Origin of the sequence: Kushneria phosphatilytica (genome assembly GCF_008247605.1) — a bacterium.
GTDB classification, from domain to species: Bacteria; Pseudomonadota; Gammaproteobacteria; order Pseudomonadales; family Halomonadaceae; genus Kushneria; species Kushneria phosphatilytica.
Genome location: NZ_CP043420.1, coordinates 2,101,745 through 2,125,516, shown reverse-complemented (window position 1 = coordinate 2,125,516; position 23,772 = coordinate 2,101,745). Strand labels below are relative to the sequence as shown.

The window sequence follows — 23,772 nt, the reverse complement described above, 5'->3', positions numbered from 1 at the left end:
GGATCGACTGCACATGACACGACATTTCAATTTCTGCTCTGGCCCGGCGATGTTGCCCACGGCTGTTCTCGAACGCGCACAGCACGAAATGCTCGATTATCAGAGCAAGGGGCTGTCGGTCATGGAAATGAGTCATCGCAGCAGCGACTTCATGGCCATTGCCGAGCGCGCCGAAGCCGACCTGCGTGAACTGCTGGCGGTGCCTGACAACTACAGCGTGCTGTTCATGCAGGGTGGGGCGACAATGCAGTTCGCCGGTGTCCCGCTGAATCTGTTGGGCAAGGGCGGCACCGGCAACTATCTGGATACCGGCATCTGGTCGCAGAAGGCGATTCGCGAGGCAGAGCATCTCGGTGGTGCTCATGTTGCCGCTTCCGCGAGCGATAATCGCTATACGGCTGCGCCATCGCCCTCCGAGCTCTCTCTTTCCGCAAATGCCGCCTACCTGCATTACTGTGAGAATGAGACCATCGGTGGGCTGCAGATGGATTACACTCCGGAAGTCGAGGTGCCGCTGGTCTGCGACATGTCCTCCTCGATTCTGTCAAAACCGATCGATATTTCCCGCTATGGTGTCATCTATGCCGGGGCGCAGAAGAATATCGGTCCGGCCGGCATCGTGATCGTTATCGTACGTAATGATCTGCTCGAACAGGCCTGCCCGGAAGCGCCGACCCTGCTGAAATGGAAAGCCTTTGCTGATAATGGTTCGATGCTGAATACGCCGGCCACTTATGCCTGGTATCTTTCCGGCCTGGTGTTTGACTGGCTGAAGGCGCAGGGTGGTGTCGAAGCCATGGCTCAAGTCAATGCACGCAAGGCATCAAAGCTTTACGGCGCCATCGATGCCAGTAGTTTTTATAGCAACCCGATTGCTCCTGCCAATCGCTCGCAAATGAATGTTCCCTTTGTGCTGGCCGATGAATCGCTGAATTCGGTTTTCCTTGAAAAAGCTGAAGTAGCAGGATTGCTCAATCTGAAGGGCCATCGCAGTGTGGGGGGGATGCGTGCCAGTATCTATAACGCCATGCCTGAAGCCGGAGTCGATCACCTGATCGATTTCATGCGCGATTTCGAGCAGCGCCACGGTTAGCCTGCGGAGTCCGACAATGCACGATCATTCCAGTGGTGAGCAGTCCGATGGGGCCAACCTTGAGCAACTGCGCCAGCGTATCGATCATATCGACAGCGAGCTGATTCGGCTGATCAGCGAACGTGCTCAATGTGCTCAGTCGGTGGCCCGGGTCAAGCTGGCCGAGGATCCCGAGGCCCTGTTTTATCGTCCCGAGCGTGAAGCTCAGGTGCTCAAGCGCGTCATGGCGCTCAACCCGGGCCCATTGCCCAGCGAGGAGCTGGCGCGCCTCTTTCGGGAAATGATGTCCGCCTGCCTGGCACTGGAGCAGCCCATCCGGGTAGCTTATCTCGGCCCCGAAGGCACCTTTACTCAACAGGCGGCGCTCAAGCACTTCGGCGACAGTGCTGTGGATATACCCCTGCCGGCCATCGATGAAGTCTTCCGTGAGGTGGAATCCGGGGCTGCTCACTATGGTGTAGTGCCAGTCGAAAATTCGACCGAAGGGGTGGTCAATAATACCCTCGACTCCTTCATGGATACCTCGCTGCGCATATGCGGAGAGGTGGTGCTGCGTATTCATCATCACCTGCTGGTGGGTGAAAATACCCGCCGCGATCGCATTTCGCGCATTTATTCGCACGCTCAGTCGCTGGCCCAGTGCCGCAAGTGGCTCGATGCCCATTACCCCCATGCCGAGCGTGTAGCAGTGTCCTCCAATGCAGAGGCCGCGCGACTGGTGCGCAGCGAGTGGCACAGTGCTGCCATTGCCGGTGATATGGCGGCGCGGCGTTATGAGCTCAGCCATCTGGCTGAAAAGATCGAAGACCTGCCGGATAATTCGACTCGCTTTCTGATTATCGGCAACCATGATGTGCCGCCCAGCGGAGAGGACAAGACCTCGCTGGTGGCTGCCATGCGCAATCAGCCCGGCGCATTGCATGATCTGCTTGAACCTTTCCATCGACACAGTATCGACATGACTCGATTGGAAAGCCGACCTTCCCGGCACGGCGTATGGAATTATGTCTTTTTCATCGACTTCAAGGGCCACCAGGATGATCCACTGGTACGTGCGGCTCTTGAAGAGGTGCGCCTGCGTGCTGCCGAAATTCGCATGCTGGGTTCCTATCCGGTGGGGGTGCTTTGAGTTCCGGGAGTACGACGGTGAAGCTGCCGGATGAACAGGGCATTCTGGTCATCGGCTTGGGATTGATCGGCTCATCGCTGCTGGCCGCGCTTCGAAAAAACGGTTACCAGGGTCGGCTGCTTGGCTGTGATCGTGACAAGGACAGTGTAGCGACTGCCCTTGAGATGCAGCTGATTGATGAAGGGCATACCGAGCCACAGGCCATGCTTTCCAGCGCTTCCCTGGTGGTGCTGGCCGTACCGGTTATGACGCTCCCGGAGCTGGTGGGGCACCTGGCCCCATCAGTGAGACCGGATCAGGTCATGACTGATGTGGGCAGTACCAAAGGCGCCATGTGTGAGGCGATTATTCGTCGACTTGGCGAGATGCCCTCCTGGCTGGTTCCCGGTCATCCCATTGCCGGTTCGGAGCGCAGCGGTGTCAGTGCCGCCAACGCTGAGCTTTACTGTCGTCATCGCGTGATTCTGACGCCGGTTGATCAGACGGCGCCCACGGCCGTCACTCGCGTGGAGAAACTCTGGCGTGCTTGTGGTGCCGAGGTGGAAACGCTTTCCGTTGAGCACCATGACGCTGTACTGGCTCGCACCAGTCATTTGCCACATCTGCTGGCCTTTTCTCTGGTTGATGGGCTGGCGCGACGGGATGAGCGCCTTGAAATATTCCGCTACGCGGCTGGCGGGTTTCGCGATTTCACACGAATTGCCGGCAGTGATCCGGTAATGTGGCGGGATATCTATCTGGCCAATCGGGATGCTGTGCTTGCGGCGCTGAATGAATTCGAATCAGGGGTAAAGCAATTACGTCAAGCCGTCGAATCAGGCGATGGCGACGCCATGCTGAGTATCCTGTCACGTGCGAGTCATGCGCGACACTATTTCGACACGCTATTGAATCAGAAGAGCTATCAGGCCATGGAACAACGCAATATTCGCTATCGGGCGGCTCATGGAGGCAAGGTGCAGGGCCGGATCCGGGTACCCGGCGACAAGTCGATGTCGCATCGCGCCATCATGCTTGGAGCACTGGCCGAAGGCGTGACTGAAGTCGAAGGGTTTCTGGAAGGAGAGGACAGTCTGGCGACCCTGCAGGCTTTTCGTGAAATGGGGGTAGCCATTGAAGGACCACACCAGGGGCGTGTAGTCATTCATGGTGTGGGGTTGCATGGTCTGAAGCAGCCGGCCGGGGCGCTCTATCTTGGTAACTCGGGTACGGCCATGCGTCTTTTTTCCGGGTTGTTGGCAGGCCAGTCCTTCACCACCACCCTGACCGGAGATGCCTCCCTGACCCGGCGACCGATGGATCGGGTTGCCCAGCCATTGCGACTGATGGGCGCTTCCATCGAGACTGCCGAAGGTGGGCGCCCACCACTGAGTATCCATGGTAAACAAGGGCTGCGCGGCATCGATTACGACATGCCGATGGCCAGTGCCCAGGTAAAATCCTGCCTGTTGCTGGCCGGCATGTATGCCGAAGGAACGACTCGGGTGCGTGAACCGGCCACGACTCGGGATCATACCGAGCGTATGCTGACCGGTTTCGGTTATCCGGTGCGGCGTGAGGGGGATCAGGCGATCATCGAGGGCGGTGGCCGACTGACCGCAGGACCAATCGATGTGCCGGCAGATATTTCCTCGGCTGCTTTCTTTCTGGTGGCTGCGGCTATTACGCCGGAAGCCGACCTGGTGCTTGAGCATGTCGGCATCAATCCGACCCGAATCGGTGTCATCAACATCCTGCGTCAGATGGGTGCCAACCTGGAACTCCTTGATCAGCGAGAGGTCGGCGGCGAGCCGGTAGCCGATATCCGGGTACGACACTCCAGGTTAAAGGGTATCGATATCCCGGTGGATCAGGTGCCGCTGGCGATTGATGAGTTGCCGGTACTGTTTATCGCTGCCGCCAATGCCGAAGGGGTGACACGGCTGCGTGAGGCATCCGAGCTGAGAGTCAAGGAGTCCGATCGATTGCAGGCGATGGCTGATGGTCTGACGGTGCTGGGCGTTGAACATACGCTCTACGAAGACGGCATTGATATTACCGGTGGTCATTATGGTGGTGGTCGAGTCGACAGTCTGGGAGACCATCGCATTGCCATGGCCTTTACCGTGGCAGCTCTGCGTGCCGGGGAGGATATCCTCATCGAGGATTGTGCCAACGTAGCGACATCGTTCCCGGATTTTTTGCAGCTGGTCAATCGCATCGGGCTGCGGGTGGAAGAACAGACGGTGGACTCATGAGCGACGTACCTGTGCTGACGCTCGATGGGCCGGGTGGCGCCGGCAAGGGGACCATCAGCCGATTGGTTGCCGATGAGCTTGGCTGGCATCTTCTTGATTCCGGGGCGCTCTATCGCCTCACTGCACTGGCTGCCGAACGTCAGGGTGTCAATTTTTCCGATACGGCAGCCCTGGCGCAGGTAGCACGTGAACTGAATGTCGCCTTCCTGCCATGCGAGGGCGGGGCGCAGGTGTTACTGGAAGAAGAAGACGTTTCACACGAAATCCGCAAGGAACACGTAGGTGGATGGGCTTCGGAAGTTGCCTCGATGCCACCGGTACGTGATGCCCTTCTCAAGCGTCAGCGGGATTTTGCCAGGCCACCCGGACTGGTAGCCGATGGGCGCGATATGGGAACCGTGGTGTTTCCTCAGGCCTCATTGAAAATATTTCTTACGGCAAGTGCCGAGGAGCGGGCGCGTCGCCGCCAGGCGCAATTGCAATCAAGCGGCAGTCATGCTAGCCTGCCAGACCTTCTGAAGGAAATCCAGACGCGTGACGAGCGTGACATGCAACGCGCCGTCGCACCGCTGGTGGCAGCTCGTGATGCCATTACTCTGGATACAACCGAGCTGACCATACCGGACGTTGTTGCTCGCATCGGAGCGCTTCTGACCGAGCGCGGTCTGAGGCACTGATACTCAACATCATTATTCCGGAGGCCCCGGCAAGGCGTATGGGGTATCAGGATGTCAAACGGAAAATCCTGATACGTCTAACCAGCGTTAACGTCCCCGGGGATCTGACATTGGCCCGTACTTGCTGGTGGTACGGAGAGTGCGGTCATCCGACCGTCTACTGTTGATCACGATAGGAATCTCATGAGCGAAAGCTTTGCAGAACTGTTCGAGCAGTCCCTCCAGGACATCAATATGGAGCCCGGTGCCATCGTCATGGCCACTGTGGTGGATATTGAAGGTGACTGGATTACCGTCAATGCTGGGCTGAAGTCGGAAGGCCAGATTCCGGCATCCCAGTTCAAGGACGAGAACGGTGAGCTTACCCTTGGCGTCGGCGATGAAGTCAAGGTGGCCCTCGAAGCCGTGGAAGACGGCTTTGGCGAAACCCGTCTGTCGCGCGAAAAGGCCAAGCGCGCCGAGGCGTGGAAAGAGCTGGAAGCGGCCTTCGAAGAAGACGAAATCGTCAAGGGCGTGATCAACGGCAAGGTCAAGGGTGGCTTCACCGTCGATGTCAATTCCATCCGGGCATTCCTGCCGGGCTCGCTGGTGGACGTTCGCCCCGTGCGCGATACGACTCACCTCGAGAACAAGGAACTCGATTTCAAGGTGATCAAGCTCGATCCCAAGCGCAACAACGTGGTTGTTTCGCGCCGGGCAGTGCTTGAAGCCGAAAACAGCGCCGAGCGTGAAGCGCTGCTCGCTACGCTGCAGGAAGGACAGCAGATCAAGGGTATCGTCAAGAACCTGACCGACTACGGCGCTTTCGTCGACCTCGGTGGTGTTGATGGCCTGCTGCACATTACCGACATGGCCTGGAAACGTATCAAGCATCCCAGTGAGATCGTTTCCGTGGGTGACGAAATCAACGTCAAGGTGCTGAAATTCGATCGCGAGCGCAATCGCGTTTCGCTTGGTCTCAAGCAGCTGGGCGAAGATCCGTGGATCAACATCAAGGATCGCTACCCGGAAGGCATGAAGGTCGATGCTCGCGTCACCAACCTGACCGACTACGGCTGCTTCGCCGAGCTCGAGGAAGGTGTCGAGGGTCTGGTCCACGTCTCCGAAATGGACTGGACCAACAAGAACATTCATCCCTCCAAGGTGGTACAGGTTGGCGATGACGTGCAGGTCATGGTGCTCGATATCGACGAAGAGCGTCGTCGTATCTCACTGGGCATCAAGCAGTGCACGCCCAACCCGTGGGAAGAATTCAGCTCGCATTATAACAAGGGCGATCGTGTCGCCGGGACCATCAAGTCGATTACCGACTTTGGTATCTTCATTGGTCTGGAAGGCGGCATCGACGGTCTGGTGCACCTCTCCGACATCTCCTGGGCGGAAACCGGCGAAGAAGCCGTACGCCGCTATCGCAAGGGTGAAGAGGCTGAGGCCGTAATCCTGTCGATCGATCCTGAGCGCGAGCGTATTTCGCTGGGCATCAAGCAGCTCGAAAGTGATCCGGTCTCCGAATTCCTGGCAGTCAATGACAAGGGTTCTGTCGTTACCGGTCGCGTGACTGAGGTTGATGCACGCGAAGCCTATGTTGAGCTGGCGACTGATGTTGTGGCCGTTCTGAAGGCTTCCGAGATCAGCGCTGATCGTGTTGAAGATGCACGTGATGTCCTGAATGAAGGCGACAGTGTTGAAGCACGTATTGTGGGCGTTGACCGCAAGAACCGTGTCATCAACCTGTCTGTCAAGGCGAAGGATCAGAACGAGACACGCCAGACCATGCGCAACATGCGTGAGCAGGAGAGTGATACCTCTGGTCCGACGACCGTGGGTGACCTGATCAAGCAGAAGCTCAGTCAGGAATAAGCGCTCACCACATCATGATTTGACATGATGCAAAGGCCGCTGCCCATTGGGCAGCGGCCTTTTTCATTTCTTTTCCCGTGACGCATCATGCGAATCAGCCTGAGAGGCTGGTTGCTTACCCGAGCTACCATTCAGGGCATTGATGACTCCCCTTAACAAGGAAAGCTCCTTGCGGCTGGGGCGGGCGCGCTGAAAAAAGGCGCGCAGACGATCACGGGTGCGAGCATGCGGTTGATTGAAAAAACCGGCCTCACTTAATGCCGTTTCCAGATGCTCCTGAAAGTACTGCATCTGCTGTTGAGTGGGGAGTGTGGCGTGACGCGGACGCGCCTGTCGAAAACCGCTTTCGGGTTGACGTCGCCAGGCCGTAAAGAGTTCATGTGTACAGACCTGTACCGCTTGTGAAAGATTGAGCACCGGGTAGTCCGGGTTGGCTGGCAGAGTCAGCTGGTGAGTGCAGTGGCGTAACTCCTCGTTGGTCAAACCGAACCGTTCACGACCGAATATCAGTGCGACTGGACCCGAGTGAGCCGTTTTCACCATTTCACGCGCCATGACATCAGCTTCATCATAGTGTGTCAGGGGCAGGCCGCGCACCCGAGCGCTGGCCCCTGTCACCTGAACGCAATCACTGACGGCGTCACTGATCTCATTGACGACTTGAGCGTTGTCCAGCACATCTGTGGCGCCGGCCGCCAGTCGGGTCGCTTCCTCATCCGGAAAGGAACGCGGATTCACCAGGATAAGCTCACTTAGACCCATGGTTTTCATGGCGCGTGCGACGGAGCCTATATTACCGGGGTGGAAGGTCTGAATCAGAACAATACGAACATTCTTGAGCATGGGGTACTCGCTTGAGGCCCGCCTGGCGAGCTATTCCAGGGCAAAACCGCTCGGATGGAAAGGGTAGCCAGCTCTGCTGGTAGGCACTGGCTGTGTTGCATTGGGTTGGATGACTGAATCCTCCCGGTTCAATGTCGACCGCTTTATATGATCACGGCTGTATCAATGGCTATAGCGGTTAAGGCAGACATTGTACACGTCCGGCGGCATTGCTTTGTGCGACTCCTCGCTGAACGGTGCCTGATATAGAGAGAGCTGGCTGTTCCAACCAAGTGGAATGGTTGAAAAAGCAGAGTGCATGAGTCGATGCATTATTGTGCCCACTCGGTGCCCTAGGCATTGGTCAGCGGATGGAGCCTGGCAGGAGGCCTTTGATACCGCATTCTTAAGCAGTTGCAGGTGTATGGCCAGAAGGCCGCATCATTTGATCGGAAGACATGCGCTTTTCCGTATCCGTTGACCGGCACAATAAAAAGGCCCCGCCGAAGCGGGGCCTTGCAGCATACCTGACACGGATAGGTCAGGTGGGCAGCGGGTCGGCTTACATCATGCCGCCCATACCGCCCATGCCACCCATGTCGCCGCCACCGGAGGAGTCCTTCTCGTCCGGATCTTCGGCGACCATGGCTTCGGTGGTGATCATCAGGCCACCCACGGAGCCGGCGGACTGCAGTGCACTGCGTGCTACCTTGGCCGGATCCAGGACGCCCATTTCGAAAAGATCACCGAACTCACCGGTCTGGGCGTTATAGCCAAAGTTGCCTTCGCCGTCACGAACGCGATTGAGGATGACGGAAGCATCTTCACCGGCGTTGGTGACAATCTGACGCAGCGGTGTTTCCAGAGCGCGAATGGTCAGCTGGATACCGTGGGTCTGATCTTCGTTGTCGCCCTTGAGGCCGACCAGTTTCGATGCAGCCCTTACCAGCGAAGTACCGCCACCGGGCACCACGCCTTCCTCAACGGCAGCACGAGTCGAATGCAGCGCGTCTTCAACGCGAGCCTTCTTCTCTTTCATTTCCACTTCGGTCGCGGCACCGACGCGGATAACGGCAACACCGCCAGCCAGCTTGGCTACACGCTCCTGGAGCTTCTCGCGATCATAATCGGAGGAGGTCTCCTCGATCTGAGTGCGGATCTGGCTGACGCGCGACTCGATGTCGGATTCCACACCGTTGCCGTCGATGACGGTGGTGTTCTCCTTGGACATGGTAATGCGACGAGCGCTGCCCAGATGATCCAGAGTGGTCTGCTCAAGCGTCAGGCCGACTTCTTCGGAAATCACGGTGCCACCGGTCAGGATGGCGATATCCTGCAGCATGGCCTTGCGACGATCACCGAAACCGGGCGCCTTGGCGGCTGCCACCTTGACGATGCCGCGCATGTTGTTGACGACCAGCGTGGCCAGCGCTTCGCCTTCGATATCCTCGGCGATGATGACCAGCGGTTTGCCAGCCTTGGCGACATTCTCCAGTACCGGCAGCAGTTCACGGATATTGGAGATCTTCTTGTCGACCAGCAGGATGTAGGGGTCTTCCAGCTCGACCGACATGGTTTCGTTGTTGGTCACGAAGTAGGGCGACAGATAACCGCGATCGAACTGCATACCCTCGACGACTTCCAGCTCATCCTCGAAACCGCGACCTTCGTCAACGGTGATGACGCCTTCCTTGCCAACCTTGGCCATGGCATCGGCGATAATCTGACCGATGGTAGCGTCGCCATTGGCGGAAATGGTGCCGACCTGAGCGATGGCCTTGGAGTCGGTGCACGGTACTGACATCTTGCGGATTTCTTCGACCGCAGCCGTGATGGCGTAATCGATGCCGCGCTTGAGATCCATCGGATTCATGCCGGCAGTAACGCCCTTGAGGCCTTCATTGACGATGGATTGCGCCAGCACGGTAGCAGTGGTGGTGCCATCGCCGGCCACATCGGAAGTCTTGGAAGCGACTTCCTTGACCATCTGCGCGCCCATGTTTTCGAACTTGTCCTTCAGTTCGATTTCCTTGGCGACAGAGACGCCGTCCTTGGTGACAGTAGGTGCACCGAAGGACTTTTCCAGCACAACATTGCGGCCTTTCGGGCCCAGTGTTGTCTTGACGGCGTCAGCCAGCGTGTTGACACCGCGCGCCATGCGCTTGCGTGCATCGTCGGAGAACCGGATGTTTTTTGCTGCCATTGCAGTGATTCCTTCGAAAACTGTGAACGTTTAACCCGATGACCGAAGTATCGTCTCTCTGATGGGACGAGTACTCAGCCTTCCAGTACGCCGAGAATATCGGTTTCGCTCATGATCAGGACTTCTTCGCCGTCGATTTTCTGTTTTTCGACGCCGAAGCCTTCCTTGAAAATCACCTTGTCGCCAACCTGAACGTCCAGCGGGCGAACGTCGCCGTTTTCCAGAATTCGACCCTTGCCAATGGCAATGACCTCGCCACGGGTCGGCTTCTCCTGGGCATTACCCGGCAGCACGATTCCGCCTGCTGTTTTTTGCTCTTCTTCGACGCGACGAACGACAACGCGATCGTGCAAAGGACGGATTTTCATCACTCACGTTCTCCTGATGGTTCATGAAACCTGTGAGCCTTGCTCACCAGTGCTGAGAAGCCGTGCCCTCAGGCCTCAATTACTGAAAGGCACAAGTTCAGCGTGCGAAACTTAATGCGGTCGAGTGCTTCTGTTTCAAGGGGGGAAGACAAATTTTTTTCATTGATCGCGGTGACGTTCACTCTCTATGTAGTCGCCTTCGAGCGGCTTGCCATGGGGCGATTGGCGAGACTTTTCATCATGAGGATGACCTTCGTCAAAGCCTGGTTCGCGGTGTTCCCCCGGGCCGCTACCGATATCCTGAAAGCGACCACTGAAAATACCGCTACGCGCAGTACGACCCAGCATGCGCCGAGTCAGCAGTCGATTGGTGATCGGTAGCAGGCAACCCATGGCAAGCAGGTCTGTCAGCGTCCCGGGGAGCATCAGAAGCATGCCGGCAAAGATGACCGAGACGCCGCGCATGACTTCATCTGAAGAGTTCTCGCCGGCGAGAAAGCGTGCCTGAGCCTGGCGTAGCGTCGTCATGCCTTCATGGCGGATCAACTGCACGCCGATAACGGCGGTCGCCACCATGATGAGAAAGGCATAGAGGCCCCCAATCCAGTGTCCGAGCATGAACAGGGTACTGAAATCGAACAGCAGAAATATCAGCAGCAACAGTAGAAAAGGCATGAGAATCGGAACTCCACTTCGGAAGCTGGTCATTTTCCCATCATGGTATCGGTTGTATCCGTATACCACCATGCCGCGGCAGGCAGGGACGTTCATGGTGACCTGAATGAAGTAGAGAAAAGCAGATTTCGGCCCACAGGGCGTGGGCCGAAATGACGATCAGATATCGGCCCTGTCGCGCAGTCCATCGACTGTGGCTTCACCGATGCCCTTGACACGGGTCAGGCTGTCAACGCTGTCATATTCGCCGTGTGCCTTGCGATCCTCGATGATATCGGCTGCTTTCTTCTCGCCGATGCCGGGCAGGGAGGCCAGCTCTTCGACAGTGGCGGTATTGATATTGACCGATACCCGAGATGCCGGTGAGGTGTCATCGGCCAGTGCGGTTGGGGTCATCAGTCCAAGCGCGACAAGGGTCATGATCGCAGCCAGAATCTTGCGCATTACTTCATTCCTTGATCAGGTTACTGGGGTGACGACTTGCTGTCGTCATGACAGGTATCGGCCGTTCAACGGTTTATTTTAACTTTTTCTTAATAAGATGTATCGAATTCATTTTGTGGACGACTCATCCTTATAATGCTCGTGCCACATTATCGGAGTCGTCATGACCGCCCCATTGATTATTGCCCTGGATCATGCCCACCTGGAGACCGCTCTGCCGCTGGTAGAAGCGCTCGATCCGCGTCGTTGTCGACTCAAGGTAGGCAAGGAACTGTTTACGCGTGAGGGGCCGAAGGCTCTTCAGGCCCTGCACGAACGTGGATTCGAGATCTTTCTGGATCTCAAGTTCCACGATATTCCCAACACGGTTGCTGCTGCGGTACACGCTGCTGCCGAACAGGGGGTATGGATGGTCAATGTCCATGCCGCCGGGGGCAGGGCCATGATGCATGCTGCGCGTGATGTGCTTGACCGCCATGGCCTGAAAACCCGACTGATCGCTGTCACGGTGCTGACCAGCATGGATGATGCAGGGCTGGCTGAAATCGGGGTGAATAGCCCGGCAGTCGATCAGGTGATGCGGCTGGCGCAGCTTACCCATGATGCCGGCCTGGACGGTGTTGTATGTTCTGCTCGGGAAGCCTCCGCTTTGCGCGATCGATTCGGCCAGGAGTTTCTGAAGGTCACGCCAGGGATTCGCCCGGGGTTTGCACAACAAGACGATCAACAGCGTGTCATGACCCCGGGACAGGCTTTTCAGGCCGGCAGTACGCACCTGGTGATCGGGCGTCCGGTCACCCGTGCCGAAGAGCCCATGGCGGCGCTGGCTGCGATCGAGAAGGAGCTGGCCGAAGCAGAGCGGGTAAGTCTCGGGGAGCGGTGAGACGCTAGCCGTGCCGAATTATTCGCCCTCGAGTCCGGTAATGGGCTTGACCGAACTCCAGTTGCGACATCGCGGGCATTGCCAATAGAGCGTATCGGCCTCCAGACCACAGTGATGACAGCGAAAGCGTGATCGCTGATCAAGTAACTGACCGGTATGCCGCTTGAGCAGGGTCAGGTGGCTGCGATTATCGGTGGTGGCCTGATCAATGTAGAGCGACGTCAGGTAATCGATGCCACGCAGGCTGGAGTGATGCTCCAGCTGCTCGCTGACCAGCGCCACAGCGGCTTCGGTGCCCTGCTGACGACGCAACTGCTCGGCCAGCATGACAATGGCGGTGACAAACGGGGCACGCTCGATCTGTTCCTGCAGAAAACTGATCAGGCCGGTCTGGTCATCGAGCAGCTCAAAGGCCCGACGCACTGGCTCGAGTATCAATGGCGTGAAAGCACTGTCCTGGTCGCGGATACGCTTGAGCGTACGTATCTCGTCTCGATAGCGTCCGGCTCGATGTTCGATATCTGCCAGTAGCCAGGTGGCGCGTACGCATTGCTCATCAATCGAGAGCGCCTGCTTGAGATGGCGTCGGGCGAGACTCGGGCTACCCTGGTCGATATCGATCGCAGCCAGTTCACATAGCCAGTGCGCTGCGGCGCGTTGTATACGTTCGTCCTGTCGAATGAGCTGCGGTTGTGCAATATCAAGCGCAGCCTGCCATTCCTGTTCACGCTCGAAGAGATCGACCAGTAACCGCCGGGCGGCCTGTCGCATCTCCTGATTGGCCGTGTTCTCCACCACGGCACGGGCAAGTCGTTCAGCCCGGTCGAGTACACCAAGATGGAAAAAATCCCGGGCCAGTTCGAGTTGGACCTGATCACTTTGCAGCGTGGACAGGGCGGGGCGGGCGAGCAGGTTCTGATGGATTCGTACGGCACGATCGGCTTCCCCACGCAGGCGGAAGAGATTACCCAGTGCGATGTGAGTATCGATGGTTTCGCTGTTGACCTCGAGTGCCTGGGTAAAGGTCTCGATGGCCTGATCGGGTTGCTCATTGAGCAGAAAGTTGAGGCCGACGAAATAATCCCGTGACAGGGTACGCGGGCCCTGGTTCTCCGGCCGGGCATGACGGCGCTCATGGCGCCCGAGCAGCCACCCGATGGCGATAGCGGCTGTCAGCAGCGCCAGCAGCAGCGGATCGAACATTCAGGGCACTTCCCGAATCTCCTGAACCCGCAGTCGATCAAGTTCCCGTTGCTGTTGCTGACTGTCTCGGCGTGCGCGCATCAACGCGGTACGAAGTCGCAGATAGAGGCCGGACATGGCCAGCATGCCAAGCAGTACGCCCACGACCAGCGCCAGCAGCAGCCAGAGAGCCAGCGAAGCAGGAGGCAGCTGCGCCCAGACGACATCCAGAGGAATGGTCTGCTGATTGCGGACCGCAAACAGCATGCCGAGGATCAACAGAATCAGGGTGACCACGGCCAGTACAATGCCCTTGAGCCAGCGCATGGCAGGTTCCTTGTTGGTTCATGGGAGGATCGGCAGTGTATCATTCGCCCGAGGGCGGGCGCGATGTTCAGTAACCGAGCGCGCGACTTGCATTGACCTGTTCGCGCAATTCCTTGCCGGGTTTGAAATGAGGCACATGCTTGCCGTCGAGTGTGACCGGATCACCGGTTTTGGGATTACGGCCGACACGAGGGGCACGGTAGTGCAACGAGAAACTGCCGAAGCCACGAATTTCCACTCGACCGCCGGAGGCCAGGGCATCGGTAATATCGTCGAGAATCAGTTTGACGGCCGCTTCGACCTCCTTGAGAGAGTGGGAGGACTGGGACATGGTAATCTGTTCGATCAATTCGGATTTGGTCATCGGGTCTTCTCCATGCTGCTTCGGGCATCCCGACAGGGATTGTTGTTTGATTCCAGCATAGCGATCAAATATCGGAAAAACAACGCTCTACATGACAATGACTGGAGTGTCATCATGAGTGCAACGGCATTTCAAGGAGGCTTCTGCAATGGATGAAACTGCAAGGAAACGGCTTTATTGGCACTCCCGTCGCGGTATGTGGGAGCTGGATCTCATGCTGATGCCTTTTTTCGAGCACTGTTTCGATCAGCTCGATGCCGATCGTCAGCAGGCCTATACCGCTCTGCTGGCGGAAGAGGATCAGGATCTTTTCAGCTGGTTGATGCGTCGTGGAAGACCCATGGATGCGTCGCTGGCCACCATCGTTGATGAGATCATCGCCTATGCCGAACGTACCCGCACCGCTGAAGTCCGCCCGGTATGATGCGGTGAGGGAGAATGGTGTAACTCATGTCGCCCTGGCACAGACAGCACTATATGTGCCACTGAAAGCCTCGTGGTTGGCATTGTTCGCTCGTGGGGCGCTTTCATTGGGGTTGGGTGGTGTGTTGCTGTACTGGTGGGGGGCTTCATGGAGTGCCATGGCGCTACCATCGCTTCTGATGGCGTTCTGGCTTCACTGGTTTCGACCACCGCCCGAGTTGCGCTGTATGGATGGCTCTCGCTGGGAAGCGCGTCAACGTGGTGAAGACGCTGCGGCATGGCAACCGGTAACGTTGAGCATTAAACGGTTGGGCGCAGGCATCATCGAGCTCGTGATCGATGGGCAGGGCCAGGCTCTTTGGCCGGATAGTGCTGATGCCGAGACACGCCGGCGCCTGCGTCGTCTGTTACTGCGTCAGGCTGGTCAACACACCAAAGTCGATGCCACCGACTGGTCTGGCCGGGTCAGACGCTGGTGGCAGCGCCGGGATGATTGAGTTCAGTCAGAATGCGTTTCGCTGCTTGTAGAGCGCGCATGAGGATCCCCCTTGACTGCCAGGCGGTGCGTATCGCTGACAAGATGATGCCTTCTCGCTCGTTTGCGCAGCCGCTGACTGGGTAGTCGCTGCAGATTGGAGAGATAACCGACCAGGGCACTGGTCTGGCGGGCCAGCTCGCGATTGAGCCAGAGGTAGCCCCCGGGGCTGAACAGCGCGCGCCCCTGCTGGCTGCGTGCATTGAAGGCAGCCTCTGCATGCGTATCCAGGTCAAACTGGGCAATGTTGATCTCGATGGACTGACCGGTCCGGACCTGATAGGCAAGCGTCCCCAGGTCGTGGGCCAGCCGGTGCTGGGCATCGCGCAGGCCAGTCAGGGATTCGATGATGTCATGGCCATCGCGGGTAGCCCAATGGGTTTCCAGCAGTAGCTCGACGGTCGAGATCATTCGCCGTTCCAGTGAGATCAGACTGCCAAGTTCGCCCCGACGAAGCCTGCCTTCGCGATGTACGGCATCGATCAGATTACGCTGCTGAACCAGTTGACTGGTGACGGTTTTCATCAGCTCGCCCTGGTCGCTGGCTTCCAGTCGAGGGGCGCTGGTATGTGCATGATAGAGCCGGGCAAGCTTGTCGAGATTATCCGCCAGCAGGAACCTGAAGAGATCCGTAGCCTTCTGCGGCAGAATCGTCATGGTGGCTATGATTCCCACCAGTGTGCCGATCAGCACATTGAATGCTCGCCACAGGGCCACCGAAAGATCGTGGTTGCCATTGCCGATTACCATCAGCAGCGTAATACCGAACATCAGTGCGCTGTAGCCGAAACGACCGGTAAAGGTCGTATGCAGTGCGATGGCGATGCCTGCCAGCGTCAGGGTCAATACTGCACCGGGCGGCGGTGCCGGAATCAGCAGTATCATGATGCCCCAGAGCCCACCGAGCAGTGTGCCGAGCAGCCGCTGACTGCCCTTGTCGATGACGCCGCCCACATGGGGCAGGTTGCCCATGACCATCAGGGTGCTGACAGGCGCCCAGGTGCTGTGAGGAATATCGCAGCTCAGGACAATGGCAAATGTGACGGCCAGGGCTAGGGTGGCGCGCAGGGTGTGCAGGTAGTGCCGATAGCGGTAATTGAAAAAGGGATCTCGCAGACGAAACCTTGCCATGACCGTGTTGCCGACTCTACCGATGGGTGATGACTTGCCCGAATGTCGGGCAGAGTCATCATTCTAGGGGAAAAAGACGCTCTCTACCGAATTGATCGATCAGACGCCAACGCGATCTTCTGCCATGATCCGCTCGGCATGATGGCAGGCCACATCGACGCCTTCGACATCGCGTAGCGGTGGTTCCTGCTGGCGGCAATGGTCGGTAGCCCAGGGGCAGCGACGGTGGAAGGCACAGCCCGGTGGCGGATCAAGCGGCGAGGGCAGCTCACCGCTCAGGGCTACCCGCTGATGACGTGCATCGGGATCGACCGAGGGGGTTGCCGATAGCAGCGCCCGTGTATAAGGGTGGCGCGGTGACTTGAAAACGGCATCACGACTGCCGATTTCGACCGGTCGCCCAAGATACATCACCATGATGCGATCGGCGACATGGCGTACCACGCTCAGATCGTGCGAAATGAACAGATAGGCCAGACCGAATTCATCCTGCAGGTCATTGAGCAGATTGAGTACCTGGGCCTGTACCGAGACATCCAGCGCCGAGACCGGCTCGTCCAGCACCATGACTCGCGGACGAAGCATCAACGCTCGGGCAACAGCAATACGCTGGCGCTGACCGCCTGAAAACATGTGCGGATAGCGGTCGGCAAGGTCCGGTCGTAATCCGACCCGTTCCATCATTTCCCTTGCCTGGCGTCGCCGTTCGGCGCGAGCAAGGCGGGTGTTGATAACCAGCGGTTCTTCGAGAATGGTGCTGATGGTCTTGCGGGGATTGAGTGAGCCGTAGGGGTTCTGGAACACCATCTGAACTTCGCGGCGCAATGTACGTAGCTGTGCCCGATCAGGGTGGGTCGCATCACGTCCGCAAAGACTCAGCGTGCCGCTGGTGGGCTGCTCGATGAGTGTCAGCATACGCGCCAGCGTTGATTTGCCGCAGCCCGATTCACCCACCACGGCCAGCGTCTGTCCCGCGTCCAGCGTGAAGCTGACGCCCTGAACCGCGCGCAGGCTGGCGCTATGAAATGGGCCCTGACGGACCGTATAGGTTTGTACCAGCTGCTCGGCCTGCATCAATTGCTCGGTACTCATGAGCGGGCTCCCATGACAGGCTCGGTAGGGCCATTGGTGTCCAGAGGATGAAAACAGCGGGCCTGATGCTCACCGGAATGCCCGGTACTTTCCCGATGATCGTCATCTTCTCCGACACGCGATAGTTCGGGCCGTTGTTGCCGACAATCTTCCTGGGCGAAACGACAGCGAGGGTTGAACAGACATCCGCTCGGCCGATCGGCAATGCCGGGTACCACGCCGGGGATAGTAGGCAGGCGCGTCTGGCCGGGATGGCGTTCCGGCAGGGCATCAAGCAGTGCCGCTGTATAAGGGTGACGAGGGTAATGGAAGACTTCGCCAGCGTAGCCCGTTTCAACCAGCTGACCGGCATACATGACGGAAATGCGCTCGGCAGCTTCGGCCACTACGCCCATGTCATGGGTGATCAGAATCATTGCCATGCCACGCTCCTGCTGCAGTTGCAGCAGGAGATCGAGAATCTGGGCCTGAATGGTGACATCCAGTGCCGTGGTAGGTTCATCGGCGATCAGCAGCCGAGGATTACAAGCGATCGCGATGGCAATCATGACACGCTGATTCATGCCACCCGAGAGCTGGTGGGGGTAATCCCCCAGTCGTTTGGTCGGGGCGGGGATGCCGACCCGGTCCAATAGCTCGATGGCTCGCTCCCGACGTTGGCGACGGCTGCCTCCTTCATGCACCTTCAGTGTCTCGTCGATCTGATAGCCGATGGTAAAACTCGGGTTAAGACTGGTGGCCGGCTCCTGAAAGATCATGGCGATGTCATTGCCGGTCAACTTGCGCCGAGCACGATCGGAAAGCGTCAGCATGTTGTTGTCGGCAAAGGCGAAACGATCGGCTTCGATGTTGGCGTTAAAGGGCAAAAGGCCCATCATCGCCAGCATGGTCACGCTCTTGCCCGAGCCCGATTCACCGACCACGCCAAGTACTTCTCCCTCGTTGAGGGTCATATCGATGTCGCTGACAGCCGGGAAGAGGCCGCTGCGAGTCTGGAAGGAAACGCTGAGGCGACGAATATCCAGCAGCGGTCCGTTCCCCTTTGTCTGTGTTGTCGTCATGGAGGTCATCGGGTTCACCGCTTGAGTCGGGGGTCGAGGGCGTCGCGCAGTCCATCGCCCATGATGTTGAAAGCCAGTACCGTGATCAGTATGGCGAGCCCCGGGAAGGTGACCACCCACCAGGCATCCAGCACATATTGTCTGGCATTGGCCAGCATGCTGCCCCACTCGGGTGTGGGGGGCTGAGCGCCCAGCCCAAGAAAGCCCAGTGCGGCAGCATCCAGCACGGCATTGGAGAAACTCAGAGTGGCCTGCACGATCAGTGGCGCCAGACAGTTGGGCAGAATCACCACGAACATCAGGCGCAACGGGCTGGCACCGGCCAGGCGTGATGCGACAACGTAATCGCGGTTGCGTTCGGTGATAACCGAGCCGCGGGTCAGGCGTACATAGTGCGGTAGATAGACAATGGCAATGGCCAGCATGGCATTGAACAGGCCCGGACCGAGAACGGCGACGACCACCACCGCCAGCAGCAGGCTGGGGATCGACAGCATGATATCCATCAGGCGCATGATGGTGGTGTCTACCCAGCCGCGCACATAGCCGGCAATCAGCCCCAGCAGTACCCCCAATACCAGTGACAGGGTGACCACAATGACGCCGATCATCATGGAAAGCCGGGCACCAAACAGGATGCGTGACAGCACATCACGCCCGACATCATCTGTCCCCAGCGGAAAGCGCAGAGAACCGCCTTCCTGCCAGAAAGGGGGCTGAAGAACGTGGTCGCGGAACTGCTCGATGGGCGTGTGTGGCGCAATGACACTGGCCAACAATGCCAGCGTAATAATGATGGCGATGATGATCAGTCCCGCCAGGGCGGCCCGGTTTTCACAGAAGTCACTCCAGACCTCGCGCAACGGGTGCGGAGCGGCTGGTACTTCCGAGGTGGTCGGATTATCCGGTGAGGTGTGGGTATTGGCCTGGGTCATGGAAAGTCCTCACTCGGCCTGATGTCGAATACGGGGATTGATCAGACCATAAAGCAGATCAACGACGAGATTGACGATCATCACCATGGTGGCGATCAGCAGAATACCGCCCTGTAGTGCGGGATAATCACGCCGGCTGACAGAGTCGATCAGCCATTTGCCGATACCCGGCCAGGAAAAGATGGTTTCGGTCAGGATGGCGCCGGCGAACAGCAACCCGATCTGCAAGCCGATAACCGTGGTTACCGGAATCATGGCGTTACGCAGGGCATGGATCGCGATAATGCGCCATGGCGCGAGTCCCTTGGCTCGTGCGGTGCGGATATAGTCTTCGCCGAGAACCTCGAGTATCGATGAGCGCGTCATGCGAGCGATTACCGCCAGTGGAATGGTACCCAGACAGACGGCCGGCAGAATCAGATGCCGAAGCGCATCCGGAAAGGCACCCGGCGCATCGGAAAGCAGCGTGTCGATCAGCATGAAGTGGGTGGGAGTATCGATCCAGAACGAAGAAGAGAGACGGCCTGAAACCGGTGTCCAGCCCAGAATGCCGGAAAACAGAATGATCAGTAGCAGGCCCCACCAGAAGATCGGCATCGAGTAACCGGTCAGTGCGGTCCCCATGACGCCATGATCGATAATCGAGCCGCGCTTGATGCCGGCGATGACGCCCAGTGGAATACCGAGCCCGATAGCGAAGATCAGCGCACAGATCGATAGCTCAAGGGTCGCCGGAAAGCGTGACATGAACTCGTTCAGGATGGCGTTATGGGTCACCAGTGACTGCCCCAGATCGCCGTGCAGCAAGCGCCACAGAAAATCCATGTATTGTTCCCACAGCGGCCGGTCCAGACCCAACTGGGCCATCATCTGGGCGTGTCGCTCCGGGGAGAGCCCCCGCTCTCCAGCCATGATGGCCACCGGATCACCCGGGATCATGTGGACCAGAGCGAAGGTAATGATCGTGACGCCCAGGAAGGTCGGCACAATCATCAACAGTTTGCGAAACAGAAAATTCAGCATGCCGGAATCCACCGCATGAAGATGAACATTAAAAGCCGAAGGGGCCGGACAGCGCGAAAGTCACTCATGGTCAGCTGACCAGCGCAGAACTTCGGCGGAAAGAGAGGCTGAACGTCCGTAGGGCCAGGCATGATTATCGGCGCCATGACCGATGGGAGCCTCGGCATACAGTGCGATGCCAAGTGGTTCCAGCCACTCACGAAAAATGGCCTCGAGCGACGATTGTCCCTCTGTCAGCTGGCAGCGCTCGAAACTGCCCAGACAGACCGCTTGCAGCCGATCGGTGTCGAGACTTGTAAGCAACTGATGGAAGCTGCGCTCAAGGCGATACTCGGCTTCGCCGACGTCTTCCAGCAGCAGGATGGCCGGCTGATCAAGGGTCAGCGCCGCCGGTGTGCCGGCAATGCTGGCCAGAGTGGTCAGATTGCCCCCGACCAATATGCCTTCGCAGAGCTTATCCGGCCCGGCGACGTGACGCAGTGACCATGCCCCTGGTTCGCCGGCTATCACCGTGGCGAGTGAAGCGAGTGAGTGTTCCCGGCGTTGGTTGGCGCCGACGTCACCACAGTCGAGTACCGCCTCGGTGGCCACTGGCGCGTGAATGGCGTGGCGACCATGTCGACGAAAGGCCTCCAGCAGCACGGTAATATCCGAATAACCGATCAGCGGGGCTTTGCCAATCCGTGACCAGTCGATGCCGTCGAGCAGCTGAGCACTGCCATAGCCGCCACGCAAACACCAGACGCCACGCAGATCGGGGGAATGCCAGGCCGCATGCAGATCTTCGAGTCGGTCTTCGATTGTACCGGCCAGATAACGATGTCGATTCAGTGCTCGTGGCATCAGTTCAGCGTGAATGCCGGCCTGATGCAGTACTTCCATGGTGGCGTGCGCTCTTTCCGGAGCCACCACACCGGCCGGTGAAAGCAGAGTCATGGCGCTGCCAGACAACCGGGACAGGGCGGGAACGAATAGCTGAGTCATTCGGGTGCTCATGATGGGCTGTCCGATGTGACGCCCGTTCGCCACACCGGCTTGTGGCCGGTGCAGCGAGATCGATGCGTGTCAGTCCTTCAGGTCAACGCCATAGAAATCATGGCTGCCCGTTGGCTGAATGGTATAGCCCGTGACGTTACTGCGCATGGGCATGTAGACCACCGAGTGTGCGATGGGCATCCATGGCAGCTGGTCACGAAAGATCGACTGAGCCTTCTTGTAAAGCTGAATGCGCTGGTCGCGATCGTTGATGGTCTGTGCTTCGGTGACCACCTTGTCGTAGGGCTTGTAACACCACTTGGCGTAGTTGGAGCCATCCTTCGCAGCATCACAGGAGAGCAGGGTGTACAGGAAGTTGTCAGGATCGCCATTGTCACCGGTCCAGCCCATCAGACCGGTCTGCGCCTCGCCCTGCTTGAGGCGGCGCAGATACTCGCCCCACTCGTAGGAGACGATTTTCGCGTTGACCCCGATCTTCTGCCAATCCGCCTGGATCATCTCCGCCATGCGGCGAGCATTGGGGTTGTAGGGGCGCTGTACCGGCATGGCCCAGATGTCGGTGCTCAGATTGCTGACCCCTGCATCCTTGAGCAGCGCTTTTGCCTTCTCCGGATCATAAGCGATCGGCTGGGTCGATTCGTCATAACTCCAGATGGTGGAAGGGATCGGATTTTTGGCAATCGTTCCGGCGCCCTTGTAAATGGAGTCGATGATCGCTTCGCGATTGACCGCCATGGAGAGCGCACGACGGACTTCCGGCTTGTCGAAAGGTGCTTTGGTGGTATTGAAGAACAGATAACCGGTATTGAGCCCGGGGGCAGACTTCATGGTGATGTTGCTGTCGTTCTTCAGCTCGCCCAGATCAGCCGGGTTGGGGTAGGCCATGATCTGACACTCATTGGCCTTGAGCTTTTGCAGGCGTACCGAGGCGTCGGGGGTAATCGAGAATACCAGTCGATCCAGTGGTGCCTTGCCACGCCAGTAATCGGGGTTGGCTCGATAACGGATGTAAGCATCCTGCTGATAGCCGGCAAAGGTGAAGGGACCGGTGCCGATCGGTTGCTGATTCATCCGCTCGGGATGGCCGGCCTCCATCAGTTGGTCGGCATACTCTTTTGAAAGAATCGAGGCAAAGTCCATTGCCATATCGGCCAGGAAGGGGGCCGAGGGGCGGTTCAGATGGAATTTGACCGTATAGTCGTCGACCTTCTCGACATGATCGATCAGATCGGGGAGTCCCATGCCAGCAAAGTACTCATAGCTGCCATTGACGTCATGCCACGGATCGTCAGCATTGAGCTGCCGGTTAAAGGAATAGAGCACGTCGTCGGCGTTGAATTCACGCGATGGCGTAAAGTAATCGGTCGACTGAAACTTGACGCCATGCCGCAAATGGAAGGTTACGGTCTTGCCATCGTCGGAGACTTCCCAGGATTTCGCCAGACTGGGTCTCAACTCGGTAGTCCCGGGCTTGAAATCGACCAGGCGGTTATAAATGGTCTGGGAAGAGGCGTCGAAAGTGGTGCCGGTGGTGTAGAGCTGCGGATTGAAGCCCTCGGGGCTGCCTTCCGAGCAATAGGTCAGCATTTTGGCCTGTGCGGTGCCAGCGGTAGCCAGCATTACCGCACCCATCAGTGCCAGGCGGGAAACTCCGGTATTGATCATGTAGAGACCCTGTTGTTTTTTCGGGTGTTGTCATTATGTGCTGCCCGCAGGGATGGGCCGGAGCGGTGCAGCGGTCGAACAAAACTATGGTGTCAGTGACTGGCTTGTCAATGTCGAAGCCATGACAACAAGTGCAGGGAGAGACATTCTTTCAGAACAGGAGAAGCCCCTGATGAAGTACATAAGCATACAGGGACAGCAGGCGCTGATTTAGTGAAGATTACTTTGCTTCGAAAGAAAACGCTGTCCAATAATGGTCGGAGATTCTGGCTGTAATGTACAAATGTTGTGAAGGATGGAAAGGCGCTCTAGACTCCTGATGGAAGGTGGAAAATGACAATAACCGGTCCGAACCGTTCAGGAGAACTCCGCCATGAGCCTGTCCCCCATTGTGGCTTCCATTCGCGAAGATGGTCTGATTGAACTCTGTTGTACCCAGTGTGAACCGGTTCGCAGTGAGCGCTATTTCGACTGGTACCATTTTTTCGGTTTTGCCGTGGCACGATTGCGTGATGATGGTTACTACGTGTGCTGTCGACGCTGCGGGGCCGGCAATGCCGTACATGCTCGCACGCCCATGGTAACGGCAGCCATGCTGGCGCCGATTCGGGATGCGGTCGGTCATTCCGATCGAATGCTGTAACGTT

General features: G+C 58.0%; 24 protein-coding genes. 9 read left to right on the top strand and 15 right to left on the bottom strand.

The window, feature by feature from the left end; translation table 11 throughout:
- The first annotated feature begins 13 nt into the window (after positions 1-13).
- The 5 genes from serC to rpsA all read left to right on the top strand — a co-directional run bounded on the left by serC (position 14) and on the right by rpsA (position 6,996).
- Entirely contained in the window at positions 14-1,093 is a 1,080-nt protein-coding gene (serC, locus tag FY550_RS09800; RefSeq protein WP_070977909.1) for a 3-phosphoserine/phosphohydroxythreonine transaminase, read from the top strand.
- 16 nt (positions 1,094-1,109) lie between these two features.
- Positions 1,110-2,222 (top strand): prephenate dehydratase, encoded by a 1,113-nt coding sequence (gene pheA / locus FY550_RS09795; protein WP_149054502.1) that lies wholly within the window; start codon positions 1,110-1,112, stop codon positions 2,220-2,222.
- 23 nt (positions 2,223-2,245) lie between these two features.
- Complete coding sequence (locus FY550_RS09790; RefSeq protein ID WP_070977908.1) at positions 2,246-4,459, top strand: bifunctional prephenate dehydrogenase/3-phosphoshikimate 1-carboxyvinyltransferase; 2,214 nt, start codon at positions 2,246-2,248, stop codon at positions 4,457-4,459.
- A complete protein-coding gene (gene cmk, locus FY550_RS09785) occupies positions 4,456-5,136 on the top strand; it encodes a (d)CMP kinase (protein WP_070977746.1) in 681 nt (226 codons plus the stop codon). The genes FY550_RS09790 and cmk overlap by 4 nt, the downstream gene beginning before the upstream one ends.
- Before the next feature lie 183 nt (positions 5,137-5,319).
- Positions 5,320-6,996, top strand: a complete 1,677-nt coding sequence (gene rpsA / locus FY550_RS09780; RefSeq protein ID WP_070977745.1) for a 30S ribosomal protein S1 — start codon at positions 5,320-5,322, stop codon at positions 6,994-6,996.
- A 63-nt stretch (positions 6,997-7,059) separates the two neighbouring features.
- Here the strand turns inward: rpsA and FY550_RS09775 are convergent, their stop codons facing one another.
- The 5 genes from FY550_RS09775 to FY550_RS09755 all read right to left on the bottom strand — a co-directional run bounded on the left by FY550_RS09775 (position 7,060) and on the right by FY550_RS09755 (position 11,508).
- The gene (locus tag FY550_RS09775) at positions 7,060-7,839 is read right to left on the bottom strand and encodes an RNA methyltransferase (RefSeq protein ID WP_070977744.1); all 780 of its coding nucleotides are present in this window, start codon (positions 7,837-7,839) and stop codon (positions 7,060-7,062) included.
- A gap of 541 nt (positions 7,840-8,380) precedes the next feature.
- Positions 8,381-10,021 (bottom strand): chaperonin GroEL, encoded by a 1,641-nt coding sequence (groL, locus tag FY550_RS09770; RefSeq protein WP_070977743.1) that lies wholly within the window; start codon positions 10,019-10,021, stop codon positions 8,381-8,383.
- Positions 10,022-10,095: 74 nt separating this feature from the next.
- Positions 10,096-10,389, bottom strand: a complete 294-nt coding sequence (locus FY550_RS09765) for a co-chaperone GroES (protein ID WP_070977742.1) — start codon at positions 10,387-10,389, stop codon at positions 10,096-10,098.
- A gap of 159 nt (positions 10,390-10,548) precedes the next feature.
- On the bottom strand, positions 10,549-11,064 hold the full coding sequence (locus FY550_RS09760; protein ID WP_168169300.1) for an FxsA family protein: 516 nt from the start codon (positions 11,062-11,064) through the stop codon (positions 10,549-10,551).
- A gap of 159 nt (positions 11,065-11,223) precedes the next feature.
- The gene (locus tag FY550_RS09755; RefSeq protein ID WP_070977740.1) at positions 11,224-11,508 is read right to left on the bottom strand and encodes a ComEA family DNA-binding protein; all 285 of its coding nucleotides are present in this window, start codon (positions 11,506-11,508) and stop codon (positions 11,224-11,226) included.
- A 163-nt stretch (positions 11,509-11,671) separates the two neighbouring features.
- On the opposite strand from FY550_RS09755, the gene pyrF reads away from it, so the two are divergent.
- Positions 11,672-12,391: an orotidine-5'-phosphate decarboxylase gene (pyrF, locus tag FY550_RS09750; protein WP_070977739.1), complete on the top strand. Its 720-nt coding sequence runs from the start codon at positions 11,672-11,674 to the stop codon at positions 12,389-12,391.
- Positions 12,392-12,409: 18 nt separating this feature from the next.
- On the opposite strand, the gene lapB is transcribed toward pyrF, so the two are convergent.
- The 3 genes from lapB to ihfB all read right to left on the bottom strand — a co-directional run bounded on the left by lapB (position 12,410) and on the right by ihfB (position 14,264).
- Positions 12,410-13,594 carry a lipopolysaccharide assembly protein LapB gene (lapB, locus tag FY550_RS09745; protein ID WP_070977738.1) on the bottom strand — a complete coding sequence of 395 codons (1,185 nt, stop codon included), beginning with the start codon at positions 13,592-13,594 and terminating at the stop codon, positions 12,410-12,412.
- Positions 13,595-13,900: a lipopolysaccharide assembly protein LapA domain-containing protein gene (locus FY550_RS09740; RefSeq protein ID WP_070977737.1), complete on the bottom strand. Its 306-nt coding sequence runs from the start codon at positions 13,898-13,900 to the stop codon at positions 13,595-13,597.
- A gap of 67 nt (positions 13,901-13,967) precedes the next feature.
- Complete coding sequence (gene ihfB / locus FY550_RS09735; protein ID WP_070977736.1) at positions 13,968-14,264, bottom strand: integration host factor subunit beta; 297 nt, start codon at positions 14,262-14,264, stop codon at positions 13,968-13,970.
- A gap of 148 nt (positions 14,265-14,412) precedes the next feature.
- On the opposite strand from ihfB, the gene FY550_RS09730 reads away from it, so the two are divergent.
- Positions 14,413-14,688, top strand: coding sequence for an FAD assembly factor SdhE (locus FY550_RS09730; RefSeq protein WP_070977735.1), 276 nt, complete (start codon positions 14,413-14,415; stop codon positions 14,686-14,688).
- Positions 14,648-15,184 carry a hypothetical protein gene (locus FY550_RS09725; RefSeq protein ID WP_168169299.1) on the top strand — a complete coding sequence of 179 codons (537 nt, stop codon included), beginning with the start codon at positions 14,648-14,650 and terminating at the stop codon, positions 15,182-15,184. Before FY550_RS09730 ends, FY550_RS09725 begins: the two co-directional genes overlap by 41 nt.
- 2 nt (positions 15,185-15,186) lie before the next feature.
- Here FY550_RS09725 and FY550_RS09720 read toward each other — a convergent pair whose 3' ends face one another.
- The 7 genes from FY550_RS09720 to FY550_RS09690 form a co-directional block, all read right to left on the bottom strand.
- On the bottom strand, positions 15,187-16,353 hold the full coding sequence (locus FY550_RS09720) for an FUSC family protein (RefSeq protein WP_070977733.1): 1,167 nt from the start codon (positions 16,351-16,353) through the stop codon (positions 15,187-15,189).
- A 99-nt stretch (positions 16,354-16,452) separates the two neighbouring features.
- Positions 16,453-17,445, bottom strand: a complete 993-nt coding sequence (locus FY550_RS09715; protein WP_070977732.1) for an ABC transporter ATP-binding protein — start codon at positions 17,443-17,445, stop codon at positions 16,453-16,455.
- Positions 17,442-18,515 (bottom strand): ABC transporter ATP-binding protein, encoded by a 1,074-nt coding sequence (locus tag FY550_RS09710; RefSeq protein ID WP_233350192.1) that lies wholly within the window; start codon positions 18,513-18,515, stop codon positions 17,442-17,444. Before FY550_RS09710 ends, FY550_RS09715 begins: the two co-directional genes overlap by 4 nt.
- A gap of 5 nt (positions 18,516-18,520) precedes the next feature.
- Positions 18,521-19,441, bottom strand: coding sequence for an ABC transporter permease subunit (locus FY550_RS09705; RefSeq protein ID WP_070977731.1), 921 nt, complete (start codon positions 19,439-19,441; stop codon positions 18,521-18,523).
- A gap of 9 nt (positions 19,442-19,450) precedes the next feature.
- A complete protein-coding gene (locus tag FY550_RS09700) occupies positions 19,451-20,464 on the bottom strand; it encodes an ABC transporter permease subunit (RefSeq protein ID WP_070977730.1) in 1,014 nt (337 codons plus the stop codon).
- 60 nt (positions 20,465-20,524) lie between these two features.
- Positions 20,525-21,460, bottom strand: coding sequence for a S66 peptidase family protein (locus tag FY550_RS09695; RefSeq protein ID WP_070977729.1), 936 nt, complete (start codon positions 21,458-21,460; stop codon positions 20,525-20,527).
- Between the two features lie 69 nt (positions 21,461-21,529).
- Positions 21,530-23,125: an ABC transporter substrate-binding protein gene (locus tag FY550_RS09690; protein ID WP_070977728.1), complete on the bottom strand. Its 1,596-nt coding sequence runs from the start codon at positions 23,123-23,125 to the stop codon at positions 21,530-21,532.
- Between the two features lie 373 nt (positions 23,126-23,498).
- On the opposite strand from FY550_RS09690, the gene FY550_RS09685 reads away from it, so the two are divergent.
- On the top strand, positions 23,499-23,768 hold the full coding sequence (locus tag FY550_RS09685) for a hypothetical protein (RefSeq protein ID WP_070977727.1): 270 nt from the start codon (positions 23,499-23,501) through the stop codon (positions 23,766-23,768).
- Positions 23,769-23,772: the final 4 nt, after the last annotated feature.

Excerpts from the sequence above, each read along its gene's own strand:
- pyrF (WP_070977739.1), top strand. The coding sequence starts at position 11,672 with ATGACCGCCCCATTGATTATTGCCCTGGATCATGCCCACCTGGAGACC.
- FY550_RS09740 (WP_070977737.1), bottom strand. The coding sequence starts at position 13,900 with ATGCGCTGGCTCAAGGGCATTGTACTGGCCGTGGTCACCCTGATTCTG.
- lapB (WP_070977738.1), bottom strand. The coding sequence starts at position 13,594 with ATGTTCGATCCGCTGCTGCTGGCGCTGCTGACAGCCGCTATCGCCATC.
- FY550_RS09685 (WP_070977727.1), top strand. The coding sequence starts at position 23,499 with ATGAGCCTGTCCCCCATTGTGGCTTCCATTCGCGAAGATGGTCTGATT.
- FY550_RS09720 (WP_070977733.1), bottom strand. The coding sequence starts at position 16,353 with ATGGCAAGGTTTCGTCTGCGAGATCCCTTTTTCAATTACCGCTATCGG.
- FY550_RS09730 (WP_070977735.1), top strand. The coding sequence starts at position 14,413 with ATGGATGAAACTGCAAGGAAACGGCTTTATTGGCACTCCCGTCGCGGT.
- FY550_RS09755 (WP_070977740.1), bottom strand. The coding sequence starts at position 11,508 with ATGCGCAAGATTCTGGCTGCGATCATGACCCTTGTCGCGCTTGGACTG.
- FY550_RS09725 (WP_168169299.1), top strand. The coding sequence starts at position 14,648 with ATGCCGAACGTACCCGCACCGCTGAAGTCCGCCCGGTATGATGCGGTG.
- FY550_RS09700 (WP_070977730.1), bottom strand. The coding sequence starts at position 20,464 with ATGCTGAATTTTCTGTTTCGCAAACTGTTGATGATTGTGCCGACCTTC.
- groL (WP_070977743.1), bottom strand. The coding sequence starts at position 10,021 with ATGGCAGCAAAAAACATCCGGTTCTCCGACGATGCACGCAAGCGCATG.
- serC (WP_070977909.1), top strand. The coding sequence starts at position 14 with ATGACACGACATTTCAATTTCTGCTCTGGCCCGGCGATGTTGCCCACG.
- pheA (WP_149054502.1), top strand. The coding sequence starts at position 1,110 with ATGCACGATCATTCCAGTGGTGAGCAGTCCGATGGGGCCAACCTTGAG.
- ihfB (WP_070977736.1), bottom strand. The coding sequence starts at position 14,264 with ATGACCAAATCCGAATTGATCGAACAGATTACCATGTCCCAGTCCTCC.
- FY550_RS09760 (WP_168169300.1), bottom strand. The coding sequence starts at position 11,064 with ATGCCTTTTCTACTGTTGCTGCTGATATTTCTGCTGTTCGATTTCAGT.
- FY550_RS09775 (WP_070977744.1), bottom strand. The coding sequence starts at position 7,839 with ATGCTCAAGAATGTTCGTATTGTTCTGATTCAGACCTTCCACCCCGGT.
- rpsA (WP_070977745.1), top strand. The coding sequence starts at position 5,320 with ATGAGCGAAAGCTTTGCAGAACTGTTCGAGCAGTCCCTCCAGGACATC.
- FY550_RS09710 (WP_233350192.1), bottom strand. The coding sequence starts at position 18,515 with ATGACCTCCATGACGACAACACAGACAAAGGGGAACGGACCGCTGCTG.
- FY550_RS09695 (WP_070977729.1), bottom strand. The coding sequence starts at position 21,460 with ATGAGCACCCGAATGACTCAGCTATTCGTTCCCGCCCTGTCCCGGTTG.
- cmk (WP_070977746.1), top strand. The coding sequence starts at position 4,456 with ATGAGCGACGTACCTGTGCTGACGCTCGATGGGCCGGGTGGCGCCGGC.
- FY550_RS09765 (WP_070977742.1), bottom strand. The coding sequence starts at position 10,389 with ATGAAAATCCGTCCTTTGCACGATCGCGTTGTCGTTCGTCGCGTCGAA.
- FY550_RS09690 (WP_070977728.1), bottom strand. The coding sequence starts at position 23,125 with ATGATCAATACCGGAGTTTCCCGCCTGGCACTGATGGGTGCGGTAATG.
- FY550_RS09705 (WP_070977731.1), bottom strand. The coding sequence starts at position 19,441 with ATGACCCAGGCCAATACCCACACCTCACCGGATAATCCGACCACCTCG.
- FY550_RS09715 (WP_070977732.1), bottom strand. The coding sequence starts at position 17,445 with ATGAGTACCGAGCAATTGATGCAGGCCGAGCAGCTGGTACAAACCTAT.